Raw genomic sequence first — 22,005 nt, forward strand, 5'->3', positions numbered from 1 at the left:
CTGGGGGAGAGGCACCTCGAAGACTCGGAGCCAGTCCCCATTTCCCTGACCCTTCACAGGCAAACGAAAAACGCTCTAAACAGGATGGCCCCGGCGCCCTTCGGAACGCCCAGGGTGCTGGGGTCGGGCATCGCCTTGGCTCAGCGAACGACGAACACGCCGGTCGCCGAACAAAGACGAGGTCAATCACGATTTCTGAGGCACCGGAGCCGGGGGAGGCGTCACCTGGGTGGCGATCCGGATGACCCAGATCAAGAAGGCGATCGCCAGAATGTTGAGCACGGTGCTCAAAATCGCCGAGGCGACCGAGAGGGACGGGTCGGGAGCGGTCGGCTGGCGGCTCCAGGAGGACGGGAGTGTCGGGTCGGGGGCCTCGGGCACTCCGGTCGCGGCGGCCAGGGCTTGCACCTCGTCGGGTTCGAGCGGCAGGCCGGCGAGGGTCAGCGCGGCGGCCGGGCCGCTGTTGGCGGTCAAGCTCACCGCCCGGCGGCTGGGACCGGCCAGCAGGACCTGAACGCCAAGGGTTTCGATCGGGTCGGGCTGTCCCACATAACTGCCGGCCGCGATCCGGGCTGGGCGGAGAAAGGGGGCCCGCAAGGCCCTCGACGGCGAGAGCCAGCCGGCGAGCGATCGCAGTTCGAGCCCTTCGCTCGATCCCTCGGGAAACTCCAGGTCGCCGACCGGGAGCACGAGGATCGCCACGTCGAGCTGATCGTTCCGAACCGCGTCGAGCAAGGTGGACGGATCGCCCGAGGCATCGGGCTCGCGGCCGTCGTCGAGCAGGCTTTGCGCCACCAGGGCGGCTCCGCTGCCGATCGGAGGCACACCGACACGGCCCGAGAGGGGATCGGCCGTGGCGCCCTCCTGGTCCGATCGTCGCCGGACGACGTGAATCAGGCGCGTGCCGACGACGGCGGCGGCCTCGATGCGCGTCTCGCGGTCGGGCGGATCGTCGCTGTTGCTCCGGGTCGTGAAGAAGCGCTCGGCCCCCAGCAAGGCCAGCCGGGCCTGCCCTCGGGCGACGGCATCGGCCGGATTCTCGACCCGATCCTCCGTCACCGAGCGGTCGGGAAAGGTTTCTCGGATGGCGACCATCGCGCGGGCCTGCAGCTCGTAGAAGTCATCGTTCTCGGCCAAGGCGAGGTCCAATCGAGGGCGGGTCGGAAGCTGACCGATGCGCACGGTATCGGCGATGAGTTGCTGTTCGAGCAGGAACTCTCGGGCGACACTGGCCGGGCGTCTCCCTTTGATCTCGACCTCGGCATTCAGGCGTCTCATGGTCGCCTCGTCGAGCCGACCGGAGAGACGGCCGAGGGCTTCGCGCAGCGCGGGCCACCGCTCGATCGTCTTGTGACGCGCCACGAAGGCGGCCTCGTACGAGGGAAAGAACCCTTTCGAATCGTCGAGCATGCGGAGGCCGAGCGACCGAATCACGCCATCGGTCGTGAAGCCGATCGCCACATCCACCTGCCGGGTCTCCAGCGCCCGCATCCGATCGAGCACGTCATCGAACACCAGCGGAGGAGCCGCCAGGGAAAACCCGTAGGCTTCGCCCAGCGCCCCGAGGCCGTCGCCGGGCCGGCGGAGGTATTCGGGAGGGCAAGTCACGCGCACGCCTTCGGGGAACCGGGAGCGGTCGGCCAGATCGTCGATGCTCCGCAATCCCATCGCCGCGGCCCGGACCGAAGGAACAAGCACGGCATAGCCGTTGTCAAACCCAAGCGGATCGAGCCAGTCGAGACCGATCGGCGCGTAGCGTTTCCGTGCCTGGACGATCGACGAGTCTCCTGAGACATCCAGCTCTCCCAGGAAGTTCAGGGCCGTGCCGGAGTAATCAACCATCAGCTCGACCGTCCCCTCTCGGAGAAAGGCCTGCGCCTGGTAACTGTCGGGAACGGCCTGCACGCGGGAGACGGGCACGTCGGCCTCTCGGAGCAGCTCGGCGGCCATCTCGGCCAGAATCGCCTGCTCGGCGAAATCCTTGCAGAGGATCGTCACCGAGTCGTCATTCCGGGCACAGCCGGAACCAGGGCCGACGCCCATCGCGAACGAAAGGATCAGGAGGCCTCTGAGGGTCGTTTGAGGACGACTCATCCGTTCGCCTCCTTCGTCGAGGGCAAGGGGACAGGAGTCGCGGGCGGCAGATGGTTCGATCGGAGCGTCCGCACCAAAGCGGCAGCCTGAAGCAGCAGGATCAGGGTCAAGGGAAGGGCAAAGCTGATGGCCCCGGCCCGGACGACCTCGATGTTCCGGGTCATCACCAGGGCCGCACCGAGCGCCGCCAAGGTGATTCCCCAGGCAAATTTGCGGAACCGAGGCGGGTCCATCGCCCCCTGGCTACTGAGCATCCCCAGCACATAGGTGGCGCTGTCGACACTGGTCACAATGAAGATAAAGAGCAGGAGCAAGGCGACCGCCGTGAGGACTCCTGAAACGGGCAAGCGGTCGAGCAAGGCGAACAGGGCGGTCGTCACGTCTTCCTTGACGATCGAGCCGATGCCGCCGGCTCCTTGCAGCTCCTCGAACATCCCCATGCCGCCGAAGACCGAGAACCAGATGAGCGAAAAGGCCGTCGGCGCGAGCAGGACTCCGGCGACGAACTGCTGAATCGTCCGCCCCTTGCTGATCCTGGCGATGAAGATCCCGACGAAGGGGGCCCAGGCGATCCACCAGATGAAGTACGTCAACGTCCACGAGCCGACCCAGGCACCGAGGTTCTGATGCGGATACAGGCGGAACGAGATCGCGGGCAAGGCCGACAGGTAATCACCCAGTCCTGTGAACATCATTCGCAAGAGAAACGGTGTCGGCCCGGCCAGCAGGACGAAGATCATCAGGAGAATGGCCAACACCATGTTCGTGTTACTGAGGATCTTGATCCCCTTGTCGAGCGAGGTCGCCGCCGAGGTCATGAAGGCCGCGAACAGCAAGCCAAGCAGGAGCATGGCGAACCAGAGCGCCTCGGCCGGGGTGCCAAGCACAAGATTCAGCCCTGTTTGAAGCTGAAAGACCCCCATCGCCAGCGATCCGGCCACCCCGAGCGCGACGGCCAGAACGGCGAACAGATCGGCCATCGTGGCGACCGGCTCGACCCATCGGCCTTGAAAGGCCGCGCGGATGGGCGCCCCGGCCAGAAAGTTCGTCCCGACTCGGTAGTGGAAATAGGCCAGGACCAACGCCCCGACGCTGTAGACGGCCCAGGCGTGGAAGCCCCAGTGGAGCATTGTCAGGATCATCGCCTGCCGCGCCGACTCGGGAGAGTACGCCTCACCGATCGGCGGCGAGGCGAAGTGCGTCATCGGTTCGGCCACCCCCCAGAACAACAGCCCCACCCCCATCCCCGCCGCAAAGAGCATGGCCAGCCACGACCCGGTGGAGAACTCCGGCGTGTCGTCCGGGCCTCCCAGCTTGATCGAGCCGTACCGGCCCAGGGCCAGCCAGGCGGCCAGGATCAGGAAGCCCGTGACCGACCCCATGAAAAACCAGTCGACACTCTCAAAAAAGGTCTGCGTCACGTCGGAGACCGTGCCGGCAAACGTCTCGGGCCAGACGATGCCGATCAACGACACCGCAATACAGAGCGGCAAGGCCACATGAAACAGCCCCAGAGGCTCCATTGACTTCGTGAAGCGATCAATCATCAACATTCACTCAACAAAAATGATCGGTGCAAGCGACGATCGAATCAGCGTTTACGATCGACTCCGCCCACTCCCGAAAGGCTCGGAACCCACCGCCGACCCTAACATGATCAATCCGTCGATCAACCCCCGAGCCCGGCGCCTTCGGTTGCTCGGGCTCGGGAAACGCTGCGCGACAACCGTCGAGCGGAACAGGCGGCAAGGTCGCCCATGATCGTGAGAATCCGGCCCTGGGGCACCTGTTCTCTGCGATCGGCTTGAGATTTGCACCCTTGATCAGCATTCCCCAATCGATTACAAGAGAAGGTGTCGAAATCCTTCGTGATTTGCGAGCAGCAATTTCCTTCCTTCCTCCGTATCCTTCCGTTTGGTCCTCGATGGGTTGGTGCCCCTGCCGAGTCGTCCGATTCGGATGGGGTTCTCGGCCGAGTCCGTTCCCGCCTCCCGCTTGGTGTGTGTCGCCCCGCGATCGACACCGAAGCCTCCGACCTTGGAGGGTGTGTTTCGATGAAGACGTTGTTCGAGATCCGACCTGACGCTGGCCGAGCCCTGGTTCTTGGGGTGCTGGTGGCGGTCGGCATGGTGGGTGTGTCGATCGGTTCGGCCGCCAGAGCCGCCGAGGACGACCCGGTTCAGGCCCTCGGCCTTCAGGTCTACCAGCAGCAGTGCGCCGAGTGCCACGGAGACAACGGCGAAGGCTCTCAGCTCGACTATCCTCACCCCTTGCAGGGCGCCAAGTCGCTCGAAGGGCTGACGGCCTACATCGACAAGGAGATGCCCCCCGGCTTCGAGGACGAGGTGACGGGAGAGGATGCCGAGGCGGTCGCCCGCTACGTCTACGACGCCTTCTACTCCGAGATCGCCCAGGCCCGCAACGCCCCGGCTCGGATCGAGCTGGCCCGCCTGACCGTCGACCAGTACCGCAACAGCGTCTCCGACCTGATCGCCAGCTTCCGGGGCCGAGGTGATTGGACCGACGAGCGCGGGTTGAAGGGCGAGTATTACACCGACCGAGGATTCCGCCGCGATCGGAAGAAGATCGAGCGGATTGACCCCGAGCTGAACTTCGACTTCGGCATCGGCGTGCCCGACGGCGACACCGAGAAGTTTGACAAGCGCAACCAGTTCTCCGCCCAATGGGAAGGCTCGGTGATGCCCCCGGAGTCGGGCACCTACGAGTTCGTCGTCTGGACCGAACATGCCGTCCGGCTCTTTGTCAACGACGAGGAAACACCCTTGATCGACGGCTGGGTGCAGTCGGGCGACGACCGGGAGCGCCGGGCGTCGATCCCCCTGCTCGCCGGGCGCCCGTACCGGATTCGCCTGGAGTTCTCGAAGGCGTATCAAGGGGTCCGCAAGGACGACGACGAGCCGGAGATCCCGGCCTCGATCCGCCTGTCGTGGGTCCCTCCTCGACGGGCTGAGGAAGTGATCCCGACCCGGCACCTCTCGCCCGAGTGGGCCCCCGAGGTCTTCGTCGTCACCACCCCCTTCCCTCCCGACGACCGGAGCATCGGCTACGAGCGAGGCACAACGATCTCGGCCTCCTGGGCGCAGGCCTCGACCGACGCGGCGATCGAGACGGCCGCCTATGTCGTCGAGCATCTGAATGAGCTGGCGAAGGTCAAGGACGACGACCCCGAGCGCGAAATCAAGCTGCGGGACTTTGCCGCGAAGTTCGTCGAGCGCGCCTTCCGTCGTCCGCTCGACGCCGAACAGCGCGACCTGTACGTCGATCGCCAGTTCGACACCGCGCCGAACGCCGAAACGGCCATCAAACGGGTCGTGCTGCTGGCCTTGAAGTCCCCCCGGTTCCTCTACCACGAGATCGACCCGGAGCTGGACCCGTACGCCGTCGCCTCCCGGATCTCGTACGCCCTCTGGGACAGCCTTCCCGACGACGCGTTGATGAAGGCCGCCGCCGAGGGCCGCCTCGAAACCCGAGACCAGGTCGCCGAGCAGGCGCGGCGGATGCTCGACGACCCGAGGGCCCGCGCCAAGGTGCTCGACTTCTTCCGCAAGTGGATGAAGATCGACGACGTGCCCGACCTGGCCAAGGACCCGAGTCATTTCGAGGACTTCACCCCCGAGGTCATTTCCGACCTGCGCACCTCGCTCGAACTGTTCCTCGAAGATGTGATCTGGAACAGCGACGCGGCCGACTTCCGCCGCCTCTTGCTCGACGAGCCGGTGATGCTCAACGGTCGCCTGGCCGCCTTCTACGGCGCCGACATGCCCGAGGACGCCCCCTTTGCCCCGGTCGTCGACGGCATCGGCGAGCGGGCCGGCTTGCTGTCGCATCCCTATCTGATGGCGAACTTTGCGTACACGAGCGAGTCGTCGCCGATCTTCCGTGGGGTCTTCCTCGCCCGGAACGTGCTGGGGACTCGTCTCCGGCCGCCGCAGGAGGCCTTTTCCCCCCTCGCGCCCGACCTGCACCCGGATCTCTCGACCCGCGAGCGAACCGTTTTGCAAACCAGCCCCGAATCGTGCATGTCGTGTCACGGGCTGATCAACCCGCTCGGGTTCGCCCTGGAGCACTACGACGCCGTCGGCCGATTCCGTGAGGAAGACAACGGCAAGCCGATTGACGCCTCCGGCCTTTACCAGACCCGAACCGGCGAGACCGCCACCTTTGAAGGGGTCCGCGAGCTGGCCGAGTTCCTCGCCCGAAGTGACGAGGTGGCCGACGCCTTCGTCGAACGCCTCTTCCAGCACCAGATCAAGCAACCGATCCGCGCCTTCGGCCCCGGGACGATCGCGGAGCTTCGAGACGCGTTCGTGACGCACGACTACAACATCCAGACCCTGCTCGTCGACATCGTCGCCAAGTCGGCCCTGACCCCCCGCCAGAGCGCCGATCTGGCCTCGACGGGGGAATAATTCCGGCCTCGACGCCGGGCCGGTCGATTGGAGTCTTGTTTAACCATCCCCTTGACCCGCGTGCCCCGGTCCGTTCCAATAGAAGGGTTCGGCCGGGGCGACGATTGACCGAGTGTTTCGGGGCGACCAACGAGCCCTGAAACCGTCTTCCCGAACCACGATCACCGAGCCCGGCGACCGGCTTTGCGAGTCTCCTGCCGCCCCGCCCGGCGAATCTGAAGAGAGGGAGCGTGCCAGTATGGCCCGGACCACGACCCGACGCGACTTTGTCCGCAAGCTTGGCATCGGCGGCGCCGCCTTGCCGTTCATCCTGAACCTGCCGAGCCTCGGCTTCGCGAACCAGGGGGGGCGGAAGCAGCGCCTGGTCGTCGTCTTCAGCCCCAACGGCGTCGTCCAGAAGAACTTCTGGGCCGACGAGGCGGGGCCGCTGACCTCCTTCAAGCCGAGCCTCGAACCGCTGGAGCCGTTCCGCGATCGAACCCTGCTGCTCAAGGGGGTTTGCAACAAGATCAAGGGAGACGGCGACGGCCACATGCGCGGCATCGGCTGTCTCTTGACCGGCGCCGAGCTGTTCCCGGGCAACATCCAGGGCGGTTCCGACACCCCCGCCGGCTGGGCCAGCGGCGTGTCGATCGACCAGGAGATCGCCAACTTCCTCCAGGCGAACGAGGCCACCCGCACCCGCTTCGGCTCGCTTGAGTTCGGCGTGATGGTCCCCGAGCGGGCCGACACCTGGACCCGCATGTCCTACGCCGGGCCGAACAAGCCCCTCACCCCGATCGACGACCCCTACCAGATGTTCAACAAGCTCTACGGTCGCCTGAAGGACCAGGAGAGCCTCAAGAGCATCCTCGACGACCTGCAAGACGACCTGAAGAAGGTCCGCTCGCACGTCAGCGCGGAAGACCGCCGCCTGCTCGACGAGCACGCCGAGTTCGTCCGCGCCATGGAGCTTCAGCTCTCCAGCAGCAAGCCCATCGAGGACGTCGGCCACGCCGTCCCCGAGCTCGACCCCGGCCTCGACGAGGCCGAGAACGACCAGATGCCCGAGATCTCGAAGGCCCAGATCGACCTTTTGGTCAACAGCTTCGCCGCCGACTTCAACCGCGTGGCCACCTTGCAGTACACCAACTCGGTCGGCCAGGCCAAGATGCGCTGGGTCGGCGTCGAGGAGGGTCACCACGAGCTCTCCCACGAGCCGAACAGCAACGACGAGGCCCAGGACAAGCTCACCAAGATCAACCACTGGTTCGCCGAGCAGATCGCCTACCTCGCCAAGCGCCTCGACGAGACCCCCGAGCCCGGCGGCGAGGGGACCATGCTCGACAACACCACCATCGTCTGGACCAACGAGCTTGGCGCCGGCAACTCCCACACCCGCAACGACATCCCCTTCGTCCTTGTCGGCGGCGGCCTCAACTACCGCATGGGCCGCGCCGTCCATTACGACCGCGTCAACCACAACCGCCTTCTCATGTCCTTCGCCCACGCCTTCGGCCACCACATCGACCGCTTCGGCAACCCCGACTACTGCGGCGAAGGCATCCTGCCGGACTTGACCTGAGCCTGAGCTGATTCGCCTACCCGCCAAGCTTGCTTCCACCGGCCGCCTCGTTCCCCCCGGAACCCGGCGGCCGGTTTGCGTTAGTGGGTGTTGTTTCTTCAGAATTTCGCTTGTCAATATGGTAGTAATGTTACTATTATAAATTCACTCAATGATTTTGAACGGACGAAAGTATTTGAAAGCGGAATGTCTCCCAGTTCCGTAGGGTCCGCACAGCGGATCCTACGGGGCTCAATGAGTTATAAGGACGATCAGACATGGTGCGGGTAGCCTGGACCACGCGGGTGTGGTCCAGGCTACCCGCCATCCAGTTTCCCGGGTAATTGGTGTAGGCACCCCTCCGGGAAAACTAAGGACGTTTTGTCCACCAATAAGACTTGCAATGTAAGCTTAGCATCGACTAAAATGCACTGATTACTGCCACAATAATCACAAGCCGCCTACAGGGGGATCTATGGCTCGCCTGATAGCAGTGTTTAACAACAAGGGCGGAGTGGGCAAAACTGTTTTAACCTGGAATATAGCTGACACTCTTGCAAGAAATGGGAGACGTGTTTTACTCATTGATTTTGATCCACAATGTAATTTGTCTATCGCTGTATTAGGAGAAGGAGACTTCGTTTCTCGCCTACCAACTCAAAATGCCCCATATGGAACAACTCTTCGGGCTTATCTTCAACGGTTTCTTCAAAATACCGGGGGTGAAGAACTTTTTTTGCATCGAGGTCCCGGCACCCATCGCAACGTACAACTCTTAGCTGGTGATTTTTGGCTTAATGTTTATGCAGATTCGCTTAACGTTGGTGCCGATCTACTTTCTGGAACTGGCCTAGCCAAATATGTTGTATTACGCAACATTGTCAGAGAAGCCGAAGAAAAAGCTGGTCACGAATTTGACTATGCTATAATTGACCTTCCTCCTTCTTTCGGCGCACTGGTCCGAGCAACTTTCTATTCCTCCGATTATTTTATAGTTCCTTGTACATCAGATAACTTTAGCGTCTACTGTGTTGGCTTGATTGGCCATATGATTCCAAATTTTGTTCAAGATTGGCAAACAGGCTTGTCAAGATTTAAATCGAACAATCCTCATTATACCGATTTTGACGAATTAGGCCGACCAGCATTTGCTGGCTGGATTTTCAATGGGTTTGACACCGCACGGGAACGGCGAAGCCAAGCCGAAATCCAAGCCGAAGTCCCCCAAAGAAATCGTCGAATGGCTCGCGCGGACGAAACTTTTCACGAAAGACTCACCCGAGCTATCGATACTGATCTAGTATCGCGCCTCAGGAGGGAGATACGCCACTACGATGCAATTGCCCCCAATTTAATTCACCCATATATGATTGGTGATATAGAAGATGCAAATGTCCTAATTCAAAATAGTTTATGGCAAAATATTCCCTTAGGTCAATTGAACAGAGTTAACCAGCTAACAGCTTTGCAAAATAGAACTGGTTGGTCACACAACCAGCTAGAAAAAATCGAACTTTTCAGAGAAAAATTTGCAGACGCAGCCGATTGCATCACGAGAATATGCACTTAATCAAGCGGGCGGCGGGTGGCACTGGTAGACACAATCGCATACTCACATGAAAATTTGGGTGGCACTGGAGACTTCACCAGTGTCCCTTCTGCTTGGCCGAACCGATGGCCTGCCTTCCCCCGTTCGTCGTTTCCAGACCCGACGCGTCAGCGGGCCAATTGCCAGGTCAACCGGATCGACCCGGCTTTGTTCTGACGACGATTACGATCAATCTCACGAGGTCGGTCACAGGCGATTCGCCATGAGGGCCGTTCTTCCACAGCGAGCGCAAGGCCTGATTCACTGCCTCGTCGGTCGATAATGCCGTGCGGACCTCAGCAGACAACAGGGCGAGGTTCGTACCGGCCTGATAGCGTTTGAGATACTTCCCCCGAACGCCCTGCTTGAGATCTTTGGGGCCGTATTCCGGGCGCAGTTCATCCTCGGGCGGTGCCGTGTCCTGATCCTTCCTCATCAAGCCTCCTCTCCCGACGCGTGGCCAACCGGGCACTGATGATTCTCGTGCGCTCACCGCGATCGGCGTGCGACACCACCAGCAGCCTCCCTCCGATCGAATGCCCAAAAGGTCAGGAATCGGTCCTCGTCCTCGGAGTGATCGGGATCGGCATCCGTGATGGCCAGGGGATCGCCGAAGACCGTGGCCGCCTTGGGGAATGGGACGCCGTGCGTCTCCTCATTCGCGCCCAGCCGATTCGGGGTCCCATTCAACATCCATCGGTCAACCGAAGCCCCTCAGAACCACATAGAACACATGCTGTCTTCTCCAGTCAATCACCTTCCCGGCACCGTCGCCCTCCCACATCCCGATGACCGGCAGGTCGCCCTGCATCGCTCGCTCGCGGACCGGAGCCAACGGCGAGGGTGTGAAAATCCTCAAGAATTCAAGAATCAACTTGCGAGCGCAAGTGACAAGGGAGACAATCACGTGGCTGTTTGATGTCATTGTTCCCCTTAGCCCCCCAGAGTGTGATGCATCACGAACATCTGCCGCTTCAGTCTCCCATCGACCTTGGCGAAGCCCGGCCGATGACACATCAGTTGTCGTCAGCGGAGATCGCGATTCATTGGGAATCCGCAGTCAATGGCGAGATCTGCGAGGGTGATCACGGCCCGATCATCGTGTTCGAGGAAAGCACCGCCACGATCAATGTCCTTGTGCCGGGCACGCGCGCAGCCACCCGCTTCACCCTGGCTCAACTGCATTTCCACTACGAAAGTGAGCATCGCCTCAACGGTCGGCAATGGCCGTTCGAGCTGCATATCGTCCACACGGCCACCGAGCCGGACCCGACACGCCCAGGGAAGAACCGTACGATCTACGCCGTCGTTGGGGTGATGGTCGAAGGGGGCGGCCAGCGCGGCGCGAAGTCCGATCAGACCCTGAGCGAGCTGGTCGGGAAGCTGCGTACCTACAGCACGGCGGAGACCGACGAGAAATCGCGGGCCGCCAAACTGACAGCCCCCCTCAACCCGAACGACCTCGTCCCCTTCGACCCGACCTCGCCCGTCACCCACGTTCCGCTCTGGCGGTATGAAGGTTCGCTGACATCAAAGATCGGGGAACCAAACGAAGGCTACGTAAGCTGGATCGTCATCGAACCCACGCTCCAGGTCAGCGACGAGACCCTTGAACAGTGGAAGCTGCTCAAGCACAAGGCGAACGAACCGCAGCCACTGGAACGTCGGTTCGTGCTCTACAGCCCTGGCAGCGGACGCGGCACTGGCCAAATCGGATAAGTCGTGGATGGCCCCGGCGGGGTGGCTCGGGTTATCCTCGGACCCCAGCAGGGTAATGACAAGGTACCCGCTGCGCGTTCCGATTCCGCATCAGAGCGTCGCGTTTTGAGGCGCTGGGAAACGGGTCTGAGGCTATCCTGGCCACCACGCCGCTCTGATGCGGTGGTTGTCACCGAACATCAGAGGAGACGTCGTGCGAAGCATTCGTTCGAAGCAGCTGTCTCGGTGGGTTCTGTGCTCGATGTTGGGCGGCGCGGTCGCCCTGGTGCTCCTGTCGGACACGGTCGGGGGAGCCCATCCGCCACAAGACGCAGATTCTTCCGACCCCAGGGCCTTGCTGGGCACCTGGAAGGTCGACCTGCGCCCCACGCCCGATGCCGAGCCAAATTACAAGGAGTTCGAGGTCAAGGCCGTTGACGGCAACACCTTCTCGGGAACCTTCTACGGGACGGACTTCGAGGAGGGTCGCATCAATGCCGATTGGGACGTGGTCTTCTTCGCCTTCGTCACCGAGGACGCTTCGGGCGCCTACAACCATTCGGGTGCGCTCCGCGACGGAGCGATGGAGGGGTTAAGCCATTCGCTGGGCCGCAACTTCCTCTCGGTCTGGCGCGCGACGAAGGTCGAATCACGGTCGCGATCGGCACACCCCGCCCTGCCCCGCAGCGAGCGGCGCGGTCGCTCGGAAAAGGGCCACCACATCGTTCCATAAACGTTGATTGACTTTTTCTGCCTGCGACGCGGGTGGACCGATGGCCTGGCTAGCCCCCTTCTGTGTTTCGTCGTCTCCAGGTCCGGCCCGGCCGGGTTCGGTGGGTGACAGCGATCACGCGATCGAAGAGGAGCCAGCGGCGATCCGGCCTGCGGCTGGTGCGTCATTCATCCGCATGCGCAAGGCGGGGTTCGCGGCGCAAAGCGGGCGCCGGCCATTGCGATTCGCACGACACTCGAAGGCCGGAGTGCGTTGATCGCAAGGATTTCGCTGGCGATGGAAAAAAGACATGACTCCGTGGCAAAATGACCTCGTTCCTGCGATGATGCGAACGCCCTGGACATGTCTCGCCGGGGATGTTTCTCCGCCTCCTTCAGGTGAGGCGTCGATTTCTCCAACAAAAGGTCAACACACATGAACAAATATGCGGCAGAATTTGTAGGGACATTCTGGCTGGTTCTTGGCGGGTGCGGGAGCGCGGTGCTGGCGGCTGCGTTTCCTGATGTGGGGATTGGTCTGCTGGGTGTTTCGTTTGCCTTTGGATTGACAGTGCTGACGATGGCCTTTGCAATTGGGCACATCTCCGGTTGTCATTTGAACCCGGCCGTTTCCGTCGGGCTCTGGGCGGGGGGGCGGTTCCCGGCCAAGCTGCTCTTGCCTTACATCGTCGCGCAGGTTCTGGGAGCGATTGCGGCCGGAGGCGTTCTTTATATCATCGCGACGGGCAAAGCGGGCTTCGACGTGGCCGACGGATTCGCGTCGAATGGTTACGGCGAGCATTCGCCCGGTGGCTATTCCATGCTCGCGGGGTTGGTGACGGAAGTTGTGATGACCATGATGTTCCTCGTCATCATTCTCGGTGCTACGGATGCGCGAGCCCCCGCCGGATTCGCTCCGATCGCGATCGGTCTGGGCCTGACCTTGATTCACCTGATCAGCATTCCCGTGACCAACACCTCGGTCAATCCCGCACGAAGCACCGGCGTGGCCGTCTTCGTGGGGGGCTGGGCCTTGACTCAGTTGTGGCTGTTCTGGGTCGCTCCGATCGTCGGTGCTGCGCTCGGAGCAGGTCTCTATCGATTCCTTGGCAAGTCTGAAGACTGATCTGATTTGCCGAGCAATCGGACAGGTCGCGCTGGGAGACCCCTTTCTCTCATCATCCAGCAGCGTGGGTGACACTGGTGTTCATCCGTGTCCCTTACCTATGGCCGATCCGATGGCCTGGCTGGTCCCCTTATTTTTGGTTTGTCGTCTCCAGGCCCGGCCGGGTTCGGTGGGTGACGGCGATCACGCGCTCGAAGGGGGCCAGCGGCGATCTGGCTTCGAAGACCATCACCTTCCGACATCTCGACGAAGGATTCCACCGTTTGGACTTGCTGAAGGACCCTTGCACGGGGTCTCAGACCCGGTTGGCGGCCCAGGTGCCGGCGCAGTTGAGGATCAAGTCCGGGTCCTGGTACTGTTCGCGGAGCATCCGTTCGTAAAGCTTCGCCTCCGTCTGGCGGTCGACGGGGCCGTCGAGACCGAGGATCGCCGCCAGCGCCGAGGCAAGGGCCTGGGTCGTGCCGGAGCCTTCGTCGAACTGAGACTTCTTTCGCCAGAGCAGGTCGTCGGGCAAGAGGTCCTCGCAGGCCTTGCGGAGGATCCACTTCTCGACCAGCTCGCCGTCGTCGGTCTCCTTGAGCTTCAACGTGACGGGGATCGACTGGGCGAAGTCGATCAGCTCGCGGTCGAGGAATGGGGTCCTCGCTTCCAGGCCCTGGGCCATGGTGATCCGATCGACGCGCTGAAGGTTGATGTTGTGCATCGCTGCCAGTGATCGCGTCAGCTCGTCGGCCAGGTCTCGGGGGCGATCGGCATAGCGCTGGTGGTAGGCATACCCGGCGAACAGCTCGTCGGCCCCCTCGCCGGTCAAAACCGCCTTCACGTGCCGCCGGGCCAGGGTCGTGGCGAAGTGGGTCGGAATGGCACTGCGCACGAGGTCCGTATCGGCACTCTCCAGGTGGTAAACGACCTTCGGCAGCACCTCGATCAGATCATCTTTCGAAAAAAGCAGCTCATGATGATCCGAGCCAATATGCTCGGCCACGCGGCGGGCGGCCATCACGTCGGCGCTGCCTTGCAGGCCGACAGCGAAGGTCTTCAACCTTCTCGGGCTGAACCGGGCGGCCAGAGCGGCGATGATCGAGGAATCGAGCCCTCCGGAGAGGAACGAGCCGACCTCCACATCGGCCACCATCCACTTGCGGACAGCCTCCTCCAGCACCAATCGCAGCTCCCTCCAGATCGACTCGGCCGACTGACCCGGCTCCAGCTCGGCGGCCCCGTGGGGCAAGCGGTACCAGCGTCGGATACCGTCCCGGCTGTCGAACATCGCTCCCGGCTCGATCGCCTCCAGCTTCTCCAGCCCAAGGCCGTCAAACGCCTTCAACTCCGAGGCGAACGCGAGCCCCCCCCGCAGTTGGGCCACGTACAAGGGCTTGATCCCCAGCGGGTCTCGGGCGGCAATGATCCGCTCGGGGGTGGCCAGCACAAACGCGAACATGCCGTCGAGCTTCGACACCCAGCGCATCTGTCCCGACCGGAACAATTGCAAGATGGTCTCGCTGTCGCTCGACGTCTCAAACGCACTCTCCCCCAGAATCGCCCGGATGTCGGAGTAGTTGTAGATCTCGCCGTTGGCCACCAGCACATTGTCCGAGCAGTAGATCGGCTGCGAGCCATCCGCCGTGCCGATGATCGACAACCGGCAGTGGGCCATCACCGCCGGAATGTTCGCGGGCGAAAGCACCGCCGTCTCATCCGGCCCCCGATGCTCGATCCGCTCAATCATTTGCCGGGCCAGCACCTTGTCATCAATCTTCCAGAGGCACACAAATCCACACATAAAATTTCTTTCGTTTAAATCAATGATGATTGTTGTCTGGTGGTCCCTTCCTCGTGATTGTTCCCTGGCCGCCGCGAAGGTCAACCCCAAAGGGTGTTGGCCTCGTTTCCCGCCGGAAATCGGGGGAGAAATTTCCTAATGAAGGGCATCCGGGAGCGAACGCTCTCCTGAAGGAGAGCGCCTGTCCCGATCATCCCCGCACGATGGGTTGGAGATGTCCGTCATGAACCAAGCCGAGATCAACGACGCCGAGTGGCATGATCCCCGGAACTGGCATGGCAAGTGGTTCGAAATCTACCGAAGCCCGAGAGACTCGCGAGCCTGGGTTCCCAAGCGCAGCCCCTGGATGGGAGTGACGGTCAATTTCGCCCATGCCTCGGGCCCCTTGACCGTGTTGCTCCTGCTTGCCGTCGCGCTTGGGGTGACGATCGTCGCCCTGATCGCCTCCAACTGATCGGGTCGGCGATCGGGTAGCTCGGACATCTCAAGTCCGGCCACCCGATCGGATCGGATCAGCGAACGATTATTCGGCAGCTCCGATCTGAATGCGTCGAGGGGGGGCGTCGATCTCCTCCGGCGCGGTGAGGGACAGAAGGAAGGCGCCAAGCTGCTCCTTCTGCGAACTCGAAAGCTGCGAGAAGCGGCGGGCGGCGGCGGCCCCCTGACCGTCGTGCTGGAGAATGGCGTCCGTGATCGTCAGGGCTCGGCCGTCGTGGAGGTAGGGGCCGGAGTCCGCGAGCCCCCAGAGCGGCGGCGTGCGCCACTCGTGATCGCTCGCGGGGGAGGAGGCGTCGGCATCGGCATTGGGAGCAACGGCCGGCCGGGCGCCGAAGGCGATGTACGAACCGGTATCGACGAGCCGGGGGCCCATGTCGTGCAGGAGCAGGTCGCTGTAAATTCCTTCGATCGGGCCGAGGTTCGGGACGTGGCAGGACGTGCAGCCGATCGATCGGAAGGTGGTTGCACCGGCCTCGATCCGGGTGGCCAGGTCGTCGTCAACGGTCGTGGTCGGCCTCGGCAGGGATCGGACGAAGGTGAGCAGGGCGTCGAGATCCCCTTGGTCCAGGTCGAGGCCCGGAGCGCCGATGCCGGGCAATCGCGGGTCGGCCGCCTGGAAGTGCCCGGGGACTTCGAGGCCCAGCTCACCGGCGGCGGCCGACCGGACGAACTCCTCCAGCGTCGCGGTTTGCCCCTTCCAGCCGAACCGGCCGATCCGGCCGTCGGCGGTGCGGGCCAGGCGGCCTCGGGTCGCTTTGGCCCGTCGGGAGCGGCGGGCAGCGTCTTCGAGCACCTCATCGGGCAGGTCGTCGATCAAGGCAACGCCGAACAGGGCCGTCGGGTTGCGCTGGGTGATTCGGACCGAGACGAGGCCGTGCCGACCGGGGACCTCAGCACGCCAGTTGCCATAATCAGGATCGGTCCCAAAGCGGTGCAAGACCACGCTCGGCGACTCCCGGAAACCGGGATGAATGGCCTCCAGCACAGCCAGGTTCGCCGGCGGAGTGGCGGCGGCGGCCCCTCGTCGGTTTGCGTTGGCTGCGGCGGTGGGGGGTGTCCCAATCCGATACTCGAAATGGTTCGGCCCCATGTTCATGCGGAACGCGTAAAAGAATCCCGTTCCCGATACGCCTTCCTGCCCCGAGACCGACGCGATGTCGATATTCCGAGCCGAGTGCCCCGCGCCGCCGATTCCGCCGCGGTCGTGGCAGTCGAGACACGACTGCGCATTGAAGACCGGCCCGAGGCCGTCTCCCCCTCGGCTTCTCGGGTCGTTCGGCATCCAGCGGTGCGAGAACAGATCTCGGCCAAGTTCGAGCACCTCGGGAGCAAGCGTCGCATCGTCTCCTCTCGCCTGGAGAGGAGCCGGGATCACGAGCAGGACTAGCAGTGGTCCGATGAGACTCGGAACGCTCGTTGCGCGCGTCTGGATCATGCGATGTCTCCTCCGTGGCGATGGGATCCGATTCGGATCGGACGCTCGATGGAACAACACGGGACGCGGAGAACCCGCGCATCGATGGGTGCTTCATTAAACTCCAGAGACGCCGCGCACGTCAAAACGATTCGGTCAATTCCTCTCCGATGGCCCCGCCATGTCACCTTGCCGGTGGCCTAAAACCTGCAAGAGAGTCCTCACCAAAGGTCCAATCCGCCCCAAGATCACGTGCGTTTCCCGAAAGGACATGGCACCCGATGAGCAGCCCGCACCATATCACGATTGAGCCGATCGCCGGCCGAGTCCTGGTGACCCTCGGAGAAAAAACGATCGCCGAATCGCGCCGGGCGCTCGCCCTGAAGGAAGGCAGCATGGCGCCGATCATCTACATTCCACGCGACGACATCGTGATGGACGCCATGCAGCGCACCGAGCGATTGACCCACTGCCCCTTCAAGGGTGATGCAAGCTATTTCCGCTTGACGATCGGCGACCAGGTGGTCGACGATGTCGCCTGGAGCTACGAGGACCCCAAGGTCGAGGTCGCCGCCATCAAGGACCACCTCGCCTTTTATCCGGGCAAGGTCGACGCGATCGTCGTGCAGTAAGCCGCCCATTCCGTGACAGATCGCCCTTCGGTCCCTCGTCCCCGCATGGGGGGCGAGGGTGGCCGCAGGCTGAGTGACGCACACGTAATGCACCGACACTCCAGAAATTGCCATCGAGAATCGCGTCACGCGATCCTCGCAAGTTGCGTTGCAGCCCGAGATGCAACGGCCGTGCCCCCAAGTCTTCGAGGGGCCTGCGTTTGCTTCCGAGAAGGCAATGGCTTCGGGGCGTGGCGAACGGCTCTTAAACCGCGGCAACCGCGGCTCCGGCCAGCAAGGCCATCATCAGCAAGACCAGCGCCAGCACCAGGAAGATCCCGAACAGGACCCGGGCAATGGTCGCCGCGCCGGATGCGACTCCCGTAAATCCAAGGGCGCCGGAAATGATTGCAACAACGGCCGCAATCAAGGCCCACCAGAGCAAACTCATGATGCGTTCCTCATGTTGACGAGACGGAACGGAACGGTGGAATAGCCCGGTTGAGCCACCTTGGGTCGGCTCGAAGTGTTGTTGGGATCACGCGAGCGAGCCTCACTGAGCGTGACGGAACACGGCCGCGACCGGGCGGACGAATCTCCCGGAATGTCGAGCAAAGCGAATGCCAAGCTCCCGAGCGATTGGCCCGGGGCCTTCTGAGGCATAGTGATCGCATGTGCCGTCCGGCCGTCAACACCGGGCAGGGGAAAACCCGTTGATGGCGCGTCGCGCCCCTGAAGATTGCGCTCAAGGGGTGAACACAGGGAATTGGGGCAGCCTGGGGCAACACGCGGAAACCCCGGCTCATGCCGGAAAGCGCGACAGGTTCGTTGACGGGTTTTCCCCTGGCAAGGACGCTATAACCGAAGCCGCAACCTCTTCTGAGCCAAGAGGTTCTCGTCATGAGACCGTGGCGGTGAACATGGAGAACCCGACTCTCCGGAGAAGAAGAAGATCTTGGATCTCTTCTTTACGTTCTCAGAACGAAAAGAGACGGAGGGTAGCGAAAGATATTGGCGTGACGCGTAAAGTCGACGAAGGAGCAAGAGGCCGGCGAGATGGGCGGCAGGACGGAGATCCGAATGACTGCCTCTTGGCCATCCCGGAGAGATGAACACCGTGTCGGTCTCCTGGACCGATGAGGGCGGCATCCGGTATGGTGATCCTCGATCGAGGTCCGGGCATCAAGCGGGGTTGGCCCGCGAGGAGCGAACCTGGGGCGTCTGGCGGACGCCAGAAGGGAATGAGGACGATGGATCACGAGGCGTTCATGCGCCGGGCGGTGGAGATCTGCCGCAAGGGGATTGCGAGCGGGCAATCTCCCTTCGGCTCGGTGATCGTGCAGGACGGTCGGATCGTGGCCGAGGCACACAATACGGTCTGGCAAGACACCGACCCGACGGCCCATGCCGAGGTCAACGCCATCCGTCTCGCCTGCCGAAGCCTCGCTCGGATCGACCTGGGGGGGACGACCCTGTACACGACCTGCGAGCCGTGCCCGATGTGCCTGGCCGCCTCGCACTGGGCCCGCGTCGATCGGGTGATCTTTGGCGCCTCGATCGCCGATGCCGATGCCGCCGGATTTTCCGAGCTGGGCGTGCCGGCCGCCTCGCTCGCCCGCCAGGGAGGCAGCCCCCTTCTTGTCGAGCCCGGCCCCCTTCGCGACGAGTGCCGCGCCCTGTTCGACACCTGGAAGGCCGCCCACGGTCGGGCATACTGAGCCGACGTGTGTTGCTCGCGCACTTCAGATCGAGCCGGTCACGATGATTTGTCGAAACGTATCGGCGAAGAAGTTCGGCTCATTCTAGCCAGTTTCGAGGCGATTTCGGCCTGGATATGCGTGCGTGCGGTGCTCGCTTCATTCGATGGTGAATGGAGTCTTGATTTGATCGAGAAAACATGCCCAGAATCCAGAAGCTCGGCCGTGGTGGCCGTGGTGTGCGGCTCCGAAGGAGGAGTGGGTGCAGGGCTCGTGAGCGATTGCGTGGCTCACCTCTTCATCATCGAGGCCGGTGCCTGATCTGCCGGTCACCTTGCGGTGGCCGGTGATGTTCTGATCTCCGTCTGCGAGGGCAATCGGGGGCGAGCCCGAGCGGATTGTTTCTGGGTGGCCTCCCTGTTTGACTCTCTCTGACGCGAGGCGATTTACGGAGACCTGAATTGTCATGATCCGCACCTTCATCCCCGCGCCCAAAGCCCGGGGGCCATCCCGAGGCCTTGGCCTCCTTGGCCTGGCAGCCCTGGTCGCGGCGTCGCTCGCGGCGCAGTCGGCGCAGGCGGGGCAAATGGTTCTCGCCCAATCGACCTATGGCGGGAATAGCGTTACGGTGAATGGAACGTATAATAACGGCAGCATTTCCTTTGGCACGGGAAACGTCCGGGCGGGCTTGTTCACCACAAGCTTTTTCCAGGACCCGAGCAACCCGAACGTGGCCACCTCGACCTTCGACACCTATTGCATTGACCTGGCGACCAACAACGTCGGCAATCTGAAGGAAGTGGCGGAGGTCTCGGTCACCAGCACGACGGGTGGGCCCTCGACCGTCGATGCCGAAGGTGCAGCCCGAAACATCGGAGCAGCCGGCTGGGTGCTCTCGACGTACGGTGACAAAACAGTGGCCGAGTTGAAGACGGAGTTTTCCAGCATCACCGGGATCAGCAACCTGAATGCTGCTCAGGCTCAAGCCGCCATCCAGGTTGCGATCTGGCTGGCCGCGTATGGTGAATCCAACCTGACCTTCACCGGGGGAACCAACGCTGGAGCAAATCGGGCGATCGCGCTTGCCAACGCGATTGTCGCGAAGCGCAATGGCCAGACGACGGCCGCCGGTTTCATCAATTATCCCCCCATCGTGGGTGGTGCACAAACTCAAGCGAACCAGGATATGATCTTCCTGCCTCCCGAAGGCGGATTCGGGGTCGTTCCCGAGCCCTCGACCCTGGCGATGGCCGCCTTTGGCGGGCTGATTGGCCTGGGGATGATGGGACGGAAGCGCCTGAGGGCGCGCAAGGCAACGGCGTAAGTCTCCGAAGGCCGACCACGGTTCCGGAAGGCGATCCCCCCCATCGCTCAATCAGTGTTCCGAAGTGAACGCGGCTTTCATTCCTGGACGTGGTTCACTTCGCAAATCCAGCAAGCCTGGTCCGAGATCTCCACGAAAGCGATCGGGCCGGGCTGGTTCTGTTCTGTGCGACGGATGTGATGTTGCGAAGACGAGACGGGAATGGTGTGTCCTGGCAACATCTCGCGAACGTTTGGAGCGGGTGCTCTTGAATCGGTCGGGGCCGAACTCGAAAATGATGGGCACAGCCAATGCACCCTTGCAAGAACTCTCCGGGTTCGAGGGTGGCTGAGCCTGAGTAGGGTGACCTTTTGATCGGAGTTGTCGGACTGACGCGAGGGCTTGCGTTGTCCGGCGCTTCTCAGACGCTTCGAGTGAATAGGAACGAGCGCAAGATCGCCACGACGGCGACGATTGCAATGACGCACGGTGACGTCTCCGTTTGGGGAGTCTCTTCGATGGTTTTGCGCGGACGAGGTGCCCTGTGGGGTGCCCTGGTGATGCTCACAATAGCCTCCGAGCGGTGTCAGGCGGGCCTGTATGTGGGCTCGGGCACGAATGTCTCGGCGAATCATGAACTCGCCGCCTCGGCCGAGTTCACACTGAGCGGCTCGACGCTCTCAATTGTTCTGAAAAACACGTCGTCTCAGACCTACGGCACCTCTCAGACGGTGCCGAGCAGTGTGCTGACGGCGCTGATGGTCGACATCAACCCGACGCCGAATCCCTTTAACCTGCTGACGGCGTATGCCTCGGAACTGGTGAACTATTCCGGGCCGGCCAACCCGAACCTCGCGGTCGACGGCTCAAAGAAGGACTTCACCGGGACGCTCGGGGGCTGGCAGCTCAAGCCGTCCGACGGCCTCGGAACCGCCGGGTTCGGAATCTTCAACGGCGATATCGTCAATACCGGAGAAGGCAAGGGAGGCTTCAACTTCGGCGTGATCAACGCCGGGTACAACTCAGGCAACGGCAACAAGGCCGTCAATGAAACTCCGCTGGTCAGGGATACCCTGACGTTCACGATCACGGTGGGGAGTGGGTTCAGTCTCTCCCACATTCAGAGCGTGAAATTCCAGTACGGGACCTCTCTTTCTGATCCGAGCTTTTTTGGAATCCTTCAGCCGCCTGACGACGACGACGAGGAGGGGTCCGAAGGCGTGAACGCGGTTCCCGAGCCCTCGACCCTGGCAATGGCTCTCGGCTGCGTGGCGACGATCGGTGCGGCTCAGGTGATCCGGCGCCGCCGATCGACGGCCACCACCGTCTGATGGGCCAACCCTGACCGCTCGCTTCCGAACGCGACCGACACTCCTCGATGCCTCACTGCCGGCTTGCTGGTGGTGGGGCATTGTCGTTTTCCTCGCGAGCGGGTCTGCGTTGTTTGGCGATGATCGGAACACAAGCGAAGAACGCAAACGACCGACCTAAAGTGATAGGGTGGTTCGA

The 22,005-nt window shown here is 62.5% G+C and carries 19 protein-coding genes; 12 read left to right on the plus strand and 7 right to left on the minus strand.

Annotated features, from left to right (window positions below; all coding sequences use genetic code 11):
• Positions 1-186: 186 nt before the first annotated feature.
• Both HG800_RS16050 and HG800_RS16055 read right to left on the minus strand, forming a co-directional pair.
• A complete protein-coding gene (locus HG800_RS16050; protein WP_169977642.1) occupies positions 187-2,094 on the minus strand; it encodes a glycine betaine ABC transporter substrate-binding protein in 1,908 nt (635 codons plus the stop codon).
• Positions 2,091-3,641 (minus strand): BCCT family transporter, encoded by a 1,551-nt coding sequence (locus tag HG800_RS16055; protein WP_169977643.1) that lies wholly within the window; start codon positions 3,639-3,641, stop codon positions 2,091-2,093. Before HG800_RS16055 ends, HG800_RS16050 begins: the two co-directional genes overlap by 4 nt.
• A 507-nt stretch (positions 3,642-4,148) precedes the next feature.
• On the opposite strand from HG800_RS16055, the gene HG800_RS16060 reads away from it, so the two are divergent.
• The 3 genes from HG800_RS16060 (at position 4,149) to HG800_RS16070 (ending at position 9,637) form a co-directional block, all read left to right on the plus strand.
• Entirely contained in the window at positions 4,149-6,524 is a 2,376-nt protein-coding gene (locus tag HG800_RS16060) for a DUF1592 domain-containing protein (RefSeq protein WP_169977644.1), read from the plus strand.
• Between the two features lie 238 nt (positions 6,525-6,762).
• Positions 6,763-8,088, plus strand: a complete 1,326-nt coding sequence (locus tag HG800_RS16065; RefSeq protein WP_169977645.1) for a DUF1552 domain-containing protein — start codon at positions 6,763-6,765, stop codon at positions 8,086-8,088.
• 454 nt (positions 8,089-8,542) lie between these two features.
• Positions 8,543-9,637: a ParA family protein gene (locus tag HG800_RS16070; protein WP_169977646.1), complete on the plus strand. Its 1,095-nt coding sequence runs from the start codon at positions 8,543-8,545 to the stop codon at positions 9,635-9,637.
• Between the two features lie 166 nt (positions 9,638-9,803).
• On the opposite strand, the gene HG800_RS16075 is transcribed toward HG800_RS16070, so the two are convergent.
• Both HG800_RS16075 and HG800_RS28450 read right to left on the minus strand, forming a co-directional pair.
• On the minus strand, positions 9,804-10,091 hold the full coding sequence (locus HG800_RS16075; protein WP_206352299.1) for a hypothetical protein: 288 nt from the start codon (positions 10,089-10,091) through the stop codon (positions 9,804-9,806).
• The gene (locus tag HG800_RS28450; RefSeq protein WP_390622637.1) at positions 10,054-10,170 is read right to left on the minus strand and encodes a hypothetical protein; all 117 of its coding nucleotides are present in this window, start codon (positions 10,168-10,170) and stop codon (positions 10,054-10,056) included. Before HG800_RS28450 ends, HG800_RS16075 begins: the two co-directional genes overlap by 38 nt.
• Before the next feature lie 403 nt (positions 10,171-10,573).
• On the opposite strand from HG800_RS28450, the gene HG800_RS16085 reads away from it, so the two are divergent.
• The 3 genes from HG800_RS16085 to aqpZ all read left to right on the plus strand — a co-directional run bounded on the left by HG800_RS16085 (position 10,574) and on the right by aqpZ (position 13,190).
• Positions 10,574-11,374 (plus strand): carbonic anhydrase family protein, encoded by an 801-nt coding sequence (locus tag HG800_RS16085; protein WP_169977647.1) that lies wholly within the window; start codon positions 10,574-10,576, stop codon positions 11,372-11,374.
• A gap of 193 nt (positions 11,375-11,567) precedes the next feature.
• A complete protein-coding gene (locus HG800_RS16090; RefSeq protein ID WP_169977648.1) occupies positions 11,568-12,086 on the plus strand; it encodes a hypothetical protein in 519 nt (172 codons plus the stop codon).
• Positions 12,087-12,500: 414 nt separating this feature from the next.
• Positions 12,501-13,190 carry an aquaporin Z gene (aqpZ, locus tag HG800_RS16095; protein ID WP_169977649.1) on the plus strand — a complete coding sequence of 230 codons (690 nt, stop codon included), beginning with the start codon at positions 12,501-12,503 and terminating at the stop codon, positions 13,188-13,190.
• A gap of 295 nt (positions 13,191-13,485) precedes the next feature.
• Here the strand turns inward: aqpZ and asnB are convergent, their stop codons facing one another.
• Positions 13,486-14,973, minus strand: coding sequence for an asparagine synthase (glutamine-hydrolyzing) (asnB, locus tag HG800_RS16100; RefSeq protein WP_169977650.1), 1,488 nt, complete (start codon positions 14,971-14,973; stop codon positions 13,486-13,488).
• A 223-nt stretch (positions 14,974-15,196) separates the two neighbouring features.
• Here asnB and HG800_RS16105 point away from each other — a divergent pair, with 223 nt between their 5' ends.
• Positions 15,197-15,427: a DUF5808 domain-containing protein gene (locus tag HG800_RS16105; RefSeq protein ID WP_206352302.1), complete on the plus strand. Its 231-nt coding sequence runs from the start codon at positions 15,197-15,199 to the stop codon at positions 15,425-15,427.
• Positions 15,428-15,496: 69 nt separating this feature from the next.
• Here HG800_RS16105 and HG800_RS16110 read toward each other — a convergent pair whose 3' ends face one another.
• The gene (locus HG800_RS16110; RefSeq protein ID WP_169977652.1) at positions 15,497-16,906 is read right to left on the minus strand and encodes a di-heme oxidoredictase family protein; all 1,410 of its coding nucleotides are present in this window, start codon (positions 16,904-16,906) and stop codon (positions 15,497-15,499) included.
• A 260-nt stretch (positions 16,907-17,166) separates the two neighbouring features.
• Here HG800_RS16110 and HG800_RS16115 point away from each other — a divergent pair, with 260 nt between their 5' ends.
• Positions 17,167-17,517 (plus strand): DUF427 domain-containing protein, encoded by a 351-nt coding sequence (locus HG800_RS16115; protein ID WP_169977653.1) that lies wholly within the window; start codon positions 17,167-17,169, stop codon positions 17,515-17,517.
• A 244-nt stretch (positions 17,518-17,761) separates the two neighbouring features.
• Here HG800_RS16115 and HG800_RS16120 read toward each other — a convergent pair whose 3' ends face one another.
• A complete protein-coding gene (locus HG800_RS16120) occupies positions 17,762-17,947 on the minus strand; it encodes a DUF1328 domain-containing protein (protein WP_169977654.1) in 186 nt (61 codons plus the stop codon).
• Between the two features lie 799 nt (positions 17,948-18,746).
• On the opposite strand from HG800_RS16120, the gene HG800_RS16125 reads away from it, so the two are divergent.
• From HG800_RS16125 to HG800_RS16140, 4 genes are all read left to right on the plus strand, one after another.
• Positions 18,747-19,214 (plus strand): nucleoside deaminase, encoded by a 468-nt coding sequence (locus HG800_RS16125; protein ID WP_169977655.1) that lies wholly within the window; start codon positions 18,747-18,749, stop codon positions 19,212-19,214.
• 48 nt (positions 19,215-19,262) lie between these two features.
• The gene (locus HG800_RS16130) at positions 19,263-19,514 is read left to right on the plus strand and encodes a hypothetical protein (RefSeq protein ID WP_169977656.1); all 252 of its coding nucleotides are present in this window, start codon (positions 19,263-19,265) and stop codon (positions 19,512-19,514) included.
• A 145-nt stretch (positions 19,515-19,659) separates the two neighbouring features.
• Entirely contained in the window at positions 19,660-20,517 is an 858-nt protein-coding gene (locus HG800_RS16135; RefSeq protein WP_169977771.1) for a Cys-Gln thioester bond-forming surface protein, read from the plus strand.
• 497 nt (positions 20,518-21,014) lie between these two features.
• On the plus strand, positions 21,015-21,827 hold the full coding sequence (locus HG800_RS16140) for an XDD4 family exosortase-dependent surface protein (RefSeq protein ID WP_169977657.1): 813 nt from the start codon (positions 21,015-21,017) through the stop codon (positions 21,825-21,827).
• The last annotated feature ends 178 nt before the right edge of the window (positions 21,828-22,005 follow it).

This window comes from Tautonia rosea (genome assembly GCF_012958305.1).
Classification (GTDB): Bacteria; Planctomycetota; Planctomycetia; order Isosphaerales; family Isosphaeraceae; genus Tautonia; species Tautonia rosea.

Excerpts from the sequence above, each read along its gene's own strand:
- HG800_RS16050 (WP_169977642.1), bottom strand. The coding sequence starts at position 2,094 with ATGAGTCGTCCTCAAACGACCCTCAGAGGCCTCCTGATCCTTTCGTTC.
- aqpZ (WP_169977649.1), top strand. The coding sequence starts at position 12,501 with ATGAACAAATATGCGGCAGAATTTGTAGGGACATTCTGGCTGGTTCTT.
- HG800_RS16125 (WP_169977655.1), top strand. The coding sequence starts at position 18,747 with ATGGATCACGAGGCGTTCATGCGCCGGGCGGTGGAGATCTGCCGCAAG.
- HG800_RS16105 (WP_206352302.1), top strand. The coding sequence starts at position 15,197 with ATGAACCAAGCCGAGATCAACGACGCCGAGTGGCATGATCCCCGGAAC.
- HG800_RS16085 (WP_169977647.1), top strand. The coding sequence starts at position 10,574 with ATGTCATTGTTCCCCTTAGCCCCCCAGAGTGTGATGCATCACGAACAT.
- HG800_RS16060 (WP_169977644.1), top strand. The coding sequence starts at position 4,149 with ATGAAGACGTTGTTCGAGATCCGACCTGACGCTGGCCGAGCCCTGGTT.
- HG800_RS16120 (WP_169977654.1), bottom strand. The coding sequence starts at position 17,947 with ATGAGTTTGCTCTGGTGGGCCTTGATTGCGGCCGTTGTTGCAATCATT.
- HG800_RS16140 (WP_169977657.1), top strand. The coding sequence starts at position 21,015 with ATGGTTTTGCGCGGACGAGGTGCCCTGTGGGGTGCCCTGGTGATGCTC.
- HG800_RS16065 (WP_169977645.1), top strand. The coding sequence starts at position 6,763 with ATGGCCCGGACCACGACCCGACGCGACTTTGTCCGCAAGCTTGGCATC.
- HG800_RS16075 (WP_206352299.1), bottom strand. The coding sequence starts at position 10,091 with ATGAGGAAGGATCAGGACACGGCACCGCCCGAGGATGAACTGCGCCCG.
- HG800_RS16110 (WP_169977652.1), bottom strand. The coding sequence starts at position 16,906 with ATGATCCAGACGCGCGCAACGAGCGTTCCGAGTCTCATCGGACCACTG.
- HG800_RS16115 (WP_169977653.1), top strand. The coding sequence starts at position 17,167 with ATGAGCAGCCCGCACCATATCACGATTGAGCCGATCGCCGGCCGAGTC.
- asnB (WP_169977650.1), bottom strand. The coding sequence starts at position 14,973 with ATGTGTGGATTTGTGTGCCTCTGGAAGATTGATGACAAGGTGCTGGCC.
- HG800_RS16135 (WP_169977771.1), top strand. The coding sequence starts at position 19,660 with ATGATCCGCACCTTCATCCCCGCGCCCAAAGCCCGGGGGCCATCCCGA.
- HG800_RS16055 (WP_169977643.1), bottom strand. The coding sequence starts at position 3,641 with ATGATTGATCGCTTCACGAAGTCAATGGAGCCTCTGGGGCTGTTTCAT.
- HG800_RS16070 (WP_169977646.1), top strand. The coding sequence starts at position 8,543 with ATGGCTCGCCTGATAGCAGTGTTTAACAACAAGGGCGGAGTGGGCAAA.